The following is an 8,441-nucleotide window of genomic DNA, read 5'->3' on the forward strand; positions in this document are numbered from 1 at the left end:
ATCCGCATGGACGAAGACGGGCTCGTGCTCAATTTGGGCGATGAGCTTATCGACGCCCCCGCCGACCCCGACGACACCGCCCCCATCCCGCACCCCGTGACAGACGCTGATCTTGCAGACCTTGCGCGTGTGGAAGGCGAATTGCTCGCGCGTTGGCCCGAAACGAAGATCGACCCGAGCCTCGATCGCATCGAGATGCTCATGGACTTCCTCGGCCACCCCGAGCACGCCTACAAGGTCATTCATGTCGCAGGCACGAACGGCAAGACCTCGACGGTGCGGATGATCGAGTCGCTGTTGCGCTCCTTCGGCGCGCGCGTGGGGCGCACGACGAGCCCGCACCTGCAATCCATCACCGAACGCGTCGGTATCGACGGCGAGCCGATCCACCCCGCGGATTTTGTGCGCATCTACGAGGAAATCAAACCTTTCATCGAGTTTGTCGACGCCAAAAGCGACCACCCCATGTCCTATTTCGAGGTGACCGTCGCGATCGCTCTCGCCGCTTTTGCTGATGCGCCGGTGGAGATCGCCGTCGTCGAAGTCGGCATGGGCGGCACCTGGGACGCAACCAATGTCGTCGACTCCGATGTCGATGTGATCATGCCCGTGGGGCTGGACCACACCGACTACCTCGGTGACACTCTCGCCGAGATCGCGGGGGAGAAGGCAGGCATTATCCGCCGCCCTGAGGCAGTCACGGTGGTTGCAAACCAGGAGCCCGATGCGATGCGCGTGATCCTGGAACGCACCGTTTCTGTCGGCAGTGCGGTCGCGCGCCTCGATGAGGAATTCGGCGTCGAAGAAACAGGTGTTGCCGTCGGCGGCCAGACCCTTTCGCTGCGCGGCCTGTCCGGCACCTACGACAACATTTTCCTGCCTTTGTCCGGGCCTCACCAGGCGCGTAATGCAGCAGTCGCGCTCGCCGCAGTCGAAGCATTCTTCGGCGCAGGTGCGGAAAAGCCGCTCGATGCTGACACTGTCCGCGCCGGGTTCGCCGCAGCTGTTTCGCCGGGGCGTCTCGAGCGGGTTCGTTCCACCCCGACGACATTCATCGACGCGACGCACAACCCGCACGGTGCCCGTGCACTCGCCGCCGCCATCGAGCGCGATTTCAACTTCGCGCGCCTCATCGGTGTGCTCGGCATCCTGGGCGATAAGGACGCCGTCGGTGTGCTCACCGCACTCGAGCCAGTGTTGAGCGAAGTGGTGATCACCCAAAACACCTCGCCGCGCGCTACCGATGCGTACGAGCTGGCCGAGACCGCCCGCGATATCTTCGGCGAAGAGCGCGTCCACGTCGAAGAGCACTTCCCATCGGCGTACTCCCTGGCAGTGGAACTCGCCGAAGAGGCCCTCGAGGCAGTCGGCGTCCAATCCGGTTCCGGTATCCTCATCACCGGTTCCGTCGTCACCGCCGGCGAAGCCCGTGCCATGTTTGGAAAGGACCCCGAATAATGTCCCGTACCCCACGCCCCGTCGAGTACGGCCCACTCGGTCCCGGCTCCGCACCCGTCAAAGACCCCATCAAGGGCCTGTCCGGCGTGCTCTCCGGCACACTCGTCATGGAAGCGATCACCATCTGGCTCTGCCTCACCGTGATCCTCAAAATCGACAACGGCGAACTCTGGACCACCTTCAACTGGGTTTTCATCACCATCATCGGTGCCGTGCACTTCCTTGCGGCCTTCTTCCAGCGTCGCCCAGGAGCATTGCTTTTCGACGTCGCCCTCCAAGTCCCCCTCATCATCATCGGCTTCTTCATCCACTGGTCCGTCGGGGCAGTGGGCATCATGTTCGGAATCGTCTGGTTCCTGATCGTGAAAATGCGCGCCGACATTCTTGAGCGTCAACGCCGTGGTCTGCTGACCACCCAGCACCTGGGAACGTCGGAGGATAAGTAGGGGCGGTGGGGCGTGGATAAGCCTCGCAAAATGTGAGCAAAACGACCTATATATAAAAAAGTGAACTGGGGTCGAAACTCTAGTGTGATCTTCCCTATAATTGTGTGGATGTGTAATCCAGCACAAACCATGAAGGAGATCCATGTCTGAGTCGATTTACATTACCCAGGCCAAGCGCACCCCCGTCGGCACCTTCGGCGGCTCGCTGTCCCGTATGGCCACCATCGACCTTGGCGCCCACCTGGCCAAGGCCGTTATCGAAGACTCCGGCGTATCCGCCGAAAACTTCGACTCCTCCGTGTGGGCCAACGTGGTCACCACGATCCCGCGCGACAACTACACCTCCCGCGCAGTCGCACTCGAGGCTGGCCTGCCGAAGAGCTCCCACGCTTACGGCGTGAACCGCCTCTGCGGCTCCGGCGTGCAGGCCATCATCTCCGCTGCACAGCAGCTCATCACCGATGACGCCAAGCTGTCCCTCGTCGGTGGCGTTGAGGTCATGTCCCAAGCACCGTACTCCGTGGACGGTATGCGCCAGGGCCGCAAGATGGGCGACGGTCGCCTGATCGACTGGCTGACCGGCGCACTGACCGACCCGATGGGCAACGGCGGCATGGGCATTACCGCGGAGAACATCGCCGCGAAGTACGACATCTCCCGCGAGCGCCAGGACGAGTACGCACTGCAGTCCCAGGAGCGCGCTGCTGCTGCGATCGCCAACGGCGAATTCGTTGACCAGATCGTCCCGGTCGGCGACTTCACCACCGACGAGCACCCGCGTCAGACCACCCTGGAGAAGCTCGGCGGGCTGCGCCCGACCTTCAAGAAGGATGGCACCGTCACCGCAGGTAACTCCTCCGGTATCAACGACGCAGCAGCCGCCACCGTCATGACCAACGAGTCGGGCCTGAAGGAATTCGGCCTGGAGCCGCTGGCCAAGATCGTCTCCTGGGGTGTCGCTGGCTGCGACCCTGCCACCATGGGCCTTGGCCCCGTCGCCGCTGTGCCGAAGGCACTGGCCAAGGCAGGCCTGGACCTCAAGGACATCAAGCTCATCGAATCCAACGAGGCCTTCGCCGCACAGTGCATCGCTGTCGCCGACCAGCTCGGCTTCGACAACGACAAGACCAATATCCAGGGCGGCGCAATCGCACTCGGCCACCCAATCGGCGCCACCGGCGTCGTTCTGACCACCAAGCTGATCCACCAGCTCAAGAACGCTGGCGGCGGCTACGGCCTGGTTACCGCCTGCATCGGCGGCGGCCAGGGCATCGCACTTATTCTGGAGGTTTAAACATATGGCTAAGGACATTAAGACTGCAGCAGTTCTCGGCGCCGGCTCCATGGGTGCCGGTATCGCCGCACACATGGCCAACGCGGGCATCAAGGTCCACCTGCTGGACCTGCCGCTCGACGAAGGTGACAACCGCGATGGCCGCGCACAGAACGGTATTGACACCCAGCTGAAGCGCCATGGCTTCCAGCGCCCCGAGTACGCCAAGCTGGTCACCCCGGGCAACACCGAGGACCACCTGGACCGTCTCGGCGAGGTCGATTGGATCGTCGAGGCCGTCTTCGAGGACATCAACGTCAAGCGCGACACTTTCGCCAAGGTTGATGCGCACCGCAAGCCGGGCACCCCGGTATCGTCGAACACCTCCACCATCCCGCTTGAGGTTCTGCTCGGCGAGGCATCGGATGAGTTCAAGCGCGACTTCTCCATCACCCACTTCTTCAATCCGCCGCGCGTGATGCGCCTGGTGGAGTACGTCGAAGGCCCGGACACCTCCGCTGAGGTCAACGAGCAGATGCACCACGTGCTCGAGCGCCAGATGGGCAAGGTCGTCGTGGATTGCCGCGATACCCCGGGCTTCATCGCTAACCGCATCGGCAATTTCTGGATGGCAGTGGGCGCCAAGACCGCCTTCGACCAGGGCATCAAGCCGGAGCAGGCAGATGTCGCATTCGGTCGCCCGTTCGGGGTTCCGCGCACCGGCATCTTCGGCCTGTTCGACTACGTCGGCATCCAGCTCGTCCCGGGCATCTGGGGTTCCCTGCTGAAGGCACTGCCGTCCTCCGACGCGTACCACGACTACAACATCGTGGAGCGCGACGAGTTCAAGACCCTGCTGGATAAGGGCTTCACCGGCCGCACCGCCGAGTCCGGCTTCTACCGTGGCCGCGAAGAGGTCTACGACTTCGCAGCGGGCGACTACCGTCCGAAGGAAAAGTTCCAGGTGGGCAAGGACCCGAAGGAACTCATGGAATCCGGCACCCCAGAGGGCGATTACGCGAAGGAGGTCTTCTCCACCTTCATCAAGTACTGCTGCGATACCGCACCGGAGATCGCGGACACCGTCGACCAGATCGACATCGCGATGAAGCTCGGCTACGGCTGGAAGAAGGGCCCGTTCGAGCTCGCTGATTCCATCGGCATCGACTACGTTGCCTCGCTTTTCGACGACGCACCGTCCCTCCTCACCGCCGCCAAGAACGCCGGCGGCTTCTACGCAGACGGCAAGGTGCTGGGCTCCAACGGCGAGCTCACCGACCTGCCGAACCGTGAAGGTGTTATCCGCGTCGCTGAGTTGGTCGCTGGTGCAGAAGAAATCGCCGGCAACGACGACGCCACCGTATACAAGCTCACCGAGGGTGACTACGCAGGCTTCGGTGTCTTTGTGTACAAGACCCCGATGAACTCCAACTCCAACGCAGTCACCGAGTTGTGGACACACGCACCGGAGTGGGACCTTAAGGGCCTGGTCATTGCTAACGATGAGGAGCGTGCCTTCTCCGCTGGTGCTGACCTGGGCACCCTTGCCAAGCTGTCCGGCCCGGAAGGTGACTCCGAGGAGCTCGCTCGCACCATCAAGCAGGGCATCGACGGCCTCCACGGCGCACGTGTTGCTCCGTATCCGGTCGTTGGTGCTGTCCGTGGCGTCGCACTCGGCGGCGGCATGGAGCTCGTGCTGCACACCGACGCTTCCGTCATCCACGCCGAGGCTCGCGTCGGCTTCCCGGAGCGCAATGTCGGCCTCTTCCCGGCATGGTCTGGTCCGGTGCGTCTGCTGGAGCGCCTGGTGGATCTCGGTGTACCCAACCCGCACGCCACCGCATTCGGCGTGCTGCTCAACGTCCGTCCGGTCCCGGCAGTCAACGTCGATTTCTGGCGTGAGCACGACGAGGTCATCCAGTCCCCGGATCACGTCGTCGAGGGCGCACTTGAGCTGGTGAAGAAGCTCGCCGACGGCTACACCGCCCCGGCAGATGTTGAGCTTCCGCTCACCACCGGCACGCTTGCCTACACCGACGGTTCTGAGACCGACAAGGCGATTGGCGAGGCCCTGGCCAAGGTTTTCACCGGCGACGGCACCGCGACCGAGGACGAGCTGGCACAGCGCCAGGTCGATGCCGCGACCGAGGTGCTCAAGCGTCAGGAGAACCACGACCGTGCAGTGTCGATGGCGACCACGCGCAAGCCGCTGAATAACTAGCGCTACGCCTCTAACAGTTCCGGCGTCCAGGTTGTTGCCTGGGCGCCGGTTCCATGTAAATGCACATTTTAGTGTGCAAACAGCGCTTTTCACCGGTTGCTTATCCGGTTAACGTGCAAACCATGACGTTTAACGCACTGATCCAGACGCTGACTGACAGCGCTGTGGATATGCTTGCTGACTTCGACCGTGAAGTCGCGATCAGTGCTGGCATCAACCCACGGACAGTCACCGGGTGGGAGTCCGTGCACCGCACGTATTTTGGGCGGACGAAGTGGAGGAAGTGGCAGAGGAATGCGTTAGCTAGGGCGCGCAAAAGCAAGCTCTCCATTGATCAGCTCGCTTACATCGAACAACGCCTTTCGCTTATCGACGACCCCTCCACCCGCTGGGAAACCCGCCTTTCCCTTCTTGATACCCGTGGCAATTTTGATGCTCTCAAGCGGCGCGCAAGGAAGCTGGTGCCGGATCCGGAGCCCGCGCCGCCTGTCGATGCCGTGAAATTCGGTCGCTCGAAGATGGGCAAGCGCTCCATGACGGTGACCGCTGACGAGCGCCTGCTCGCTGATACCGAGCATTATCTGCGTCGTGGCATCGATTCCTCGAAGCCCGCCATGCCCCAAATGGCTGCCAAATTCGCGCAGTTGCTTCGTGGGGGAGGTGCTGTTGCCCATGCCCGTCCGCGACCACTCGTGCTCGTCGGCTTACCCGATTTCGTGAGCATTGTCCGCGGCGAGGGTGATGAGGTGATTCTCGGGCTCACCGATGGCACGACTATGGCGGGAGCAGAATTCCTCAACCAGTTCATCGCCACTGCCTCCAATGAGCTCGAAGCCGCTGTTTTCCACCCCGCAGAGGGGGCGGTGAATCTGTACCGCATGAGTCGCTTGGCTAATCAGAAGCAGCGCGATTTGGCGCGTGCGACGATGCCGATGTGTGCCCAGCCTTTCTGCCGACACGGTGCAGATGCCTGCGAAATCCACCACGTCACCCCGTGGAGCAGGGGAGGGGAGACCAACCAGTCCAACCTCACCCCGTTGTGCAGCTATCACAACCGCGTCAATGACGAAGACCCGCGAAGACGAAAACGCGGTCACATCGTGATGCGCCGTGGCAGACCAGTGTGGATCTCACCGCGCGGAAACCCCGTCCCTCGTACACACCATGCATACGGTGCGATGGCGACGCTATTCGGGCCGGACTGATACCGTCGGCATGCATGAAGCTTGTGCCATGGAACCAGGTAAAAGAGATCCTCAATGTTGCTGAGGACATCCTGGAATCCGTGGAAGATGAACATACGGTGCGTTACACGCATGTCCCGCAGCCGTATACGCAGAAGCATTTGCGTGCCTTTTTGGCGACCCCTCCTGCAGGTGTGACGCGGTGGGCGATCGCTGTTGATGACCGTTATGCCGGCAACGTCGAACTGCGACACCGCTCGCGTCACATTGCGGACCTGGGGTACACGGCTGCGCCGTGGGCGCGTGGTCGTGGCATCACGAGTGATGCGGTCCGTCGCGTCACACTGTGGGCGCACGAAACTGGAATCCACCGCGTGGAGCTCCGAGCCGCGGTGAACAATCATGCTTCGCGACGCGTCGCGGAACGCGCCGGATTCATGTTTGAAGGAATCTGCAGAGATGGGGAGCTGCTGCGCGGCGAGTACAACGACCTCGCGGTGTACTCGCACCTGTCCCAGGACACGAAAAACCGGGCTCACCCGAATGAGTGAACCCGGTCATTCAGAGTGGCTTAGGAGCGGTAAGCTGAAACGCCGGTAATCGACTTGCCCACAATCAAGGACTGGATCGTGTCCGTGCCCTCGTAGGTGTGCAGTGATTCGATGTCGGCGTGGTGGCGTGCCACGTCGTTCTCGAGGAGAATGCCCACGCCACCGAACATGTCGCGTGCATCAGCTGCGACCTTGCGGGCACCGCGGGTGTTGTGCACCTTGGCCAGGGCTGCCTGCTTCTCGTTGAGCTGGCCGGACTCCTCAAGCTCGAGGAGACGACGGCAGTACAGCGCCATGGAGGTGACTTCCTGCAGCATGTCAGCGAGACGCTGCTGGATGATCTGGTTCTTCACCAACGGACGACCGAACTGGACGCGGCGCTGTGCGTAGTCAAGAGCCTTCTCGTAGCAGTCGATCGCCATGCCGAGAGCCACCCATGCCACTGCGATGCGGGTCCCGGTGAGCACCTTCGCGGTATCACGGAAGGAGTGGGAGTTGGGGAGGCGGCGGTCGTCGGAAACGCGGACGTCGTTAAGCTTGATGTGCGCTTGCGGAATGCCTCGCAGCGACGCCTTGCCGACGATCGTTTCCGCCGAGTACCCCTCCTGATCCTGGTCGACGATGAAGCCCTTGACCTCGCCGTCTTCCTCATCGCGTGCCCAGACGATGGAGATGTGGCCCACGGAACCGTGGCCGATCCACTTCTTCTCACCGTTGATGACCCACTCGTCGCCCTCGCGGCGTGCAGAGGTCTCCAGGCCGATGGAATCCGAACCGTGGTCCGGCTCCGTCAGCGCGAAAGCACCGCGAATCTCCATGCGGGACATCGGGCCCAAGTACTTGGCCTTCTGCTCCTCGGAACCGCAGATGTCGATCGAGCGCATCGCCAGGCCGGACTGCACGATGTGTGCGGTGGCAGTGGATGCATCAGTACGCGCGAATTCCATCTGGATCAGGCGGTTCGCACGGATGGAAATGCCGGGCTCACCGTCGATAGAAATGCCGTCGGTGACGAGGCCGCGGCGTGCCGCTTCCTCAACACCGGGGATGTTGTACTCGGCCTTCTCCCACGCCTCGTTGATGGAGGGACGAGCGAATTCCATGAACTCGCGGGCCTTCTTCCACCACTGCAGGTCCTCACCATCGACGTCGGCGAATACCTGGTAGTAGTCCGTCTTCGGGTCCAGCAATGCTGCGACCTCGTTCACATTCTGATCTGCCATGGCGATTAACCTGCGAATGCGCCGACGCCAGTGATGGACTTGCCCACGATGAGGGACTGCATGGTGTCGGTGCCCTCGTAGGTGT

The 8,441-nt window shown here is 62.3% G+C and carries 7 protein-coding genes; 6 read left to right on the forward strand and 1 reads right to left on the reverse strand.

The window, feature by feature from the left end; all coding sequences use genetic code 11:
• Positions 1 to 6: 6 nt before the first annotated feature.
• The 6 genes from Q0X21_RS06740 to Q0X21_RS06765 all read left to right on the forward strand — a co-directional run bounded on the left by Q0X21_RS06740 (position 7) and on the right by Q0X21_RS06765 (position 7,133).
• Positions 7 to 1,458: a folylpolyglutamate synthase/dihydrofolate synthase family protein gene (locus tag Q0X21_RS06740; RefSeq protein WP_297851089.1), complete on the forward strand. Its 1,452-nt coding sequence runs from the start codon at positions 7 to 9 to the stop codon at positions 1,456 to 1,458.
• The gene (locus Q0X21_RS06745) at positions 1,458 to 1,904 is read left to right on the forward strand and encodes a DUF4233 domain-containing protein (protein ID WP_297851083.1); all 447 of its coding nucleotides are present in this window, start codon (positions 1,458 to 1,460) and stop codon (positions 1,902 to 1,904) included. Before Q0X21_RS06740 ends, Q0X21_RS06745 begins: the two co-directional genes overlap by 1 nt.
• Before the next feature lie 142 nt (positions 1,905 to 2,046).
• The gene (locus tag Q0X21_RS06750) at positions 2,047 to 3,198 is read left to right on the forward strand and encodes an acetyl-CoA C-acyltransferase (protein ID WP_297851084.1); all 1,152 of its coding nucleotides are present in this window, start codon (positions 2,047 to 2,049) and stop codon (positions 3,196 to 3,198) included.
• 4 nt (positions 3,199 to 3,202) lie between these two features.
• Positions 3,203 to 5,398 carry a 3-hydroxyacyl-CoA dehydrogenase/enoyl-CoA hydratase family protein gene (locus tag Q0X21_RS06755; protein WP_297851085.1) on the forward strand — a complete coding sequence of 732 codons (2,196 nt, stop codon included), beginning with the start codon at positions 3,203 to 3,205 and terminating at the stop codon, positions 5,396 to 5,398.
• A gap of 122 nt (positions 5,399 to 5,520) precedes the next feature.
• The gene (locus Q0X21_RS06760) at positions 5,521 to 6,603 is read left to right on the forward strand and encodes an HNH endonuclease signature motif containing protein (RefSeq protein ID WP_297851086.1); all 1,083 of its coding nucleotides are present in this window, start codon (positions 5,521 to 5,523) and stop codon (positions 6,601 to 6,603) included.
• A gap of 14 nt (positions 6,604 to 6,617) precedes the next feature.
• Positions 6,618 to 7,133, forward strand: a complete 516-nt coding sequence (locus tag Q0X21_RS06765; protein ID WP_297851087.1) for a GNAT family N-acetyltransferase — start codon at positions 6,618 to 6,620, stop codon at positions 7,131 to 7,133.
• Between the two features lie 20 nt (positions 7,134 to 7,153).
• On the opposite strand, the gene Q0X21_RS06770 is transcribed toward Q0X21_RS06765, so the two are convergent.
• Positions 7,154 to 8,356 carry an acyl-CoA dehydrogenase family protein gene (locus tag Q0X21_RS06770; protein ID WP_297851088.1) on the reverse strand — a complete coding sequence of 401 codons (1,203 nt, stop codon included), beginning with the start codon at positions 8,354 to 8,356 and terminating at the stop codon, positions 7,154 to 7,156.
• Positions 8,357 to 8,441: the final 85 nt, after the last annotated feature.

Source organism: uncultured Corynebacterium sp., from assembly GCF_947253065.1.
GTDB lineage: Bacteria > Actinomycetota > Actinomycetes > Mycobacteriales > Mycobacteriaceae > Corynebacterium.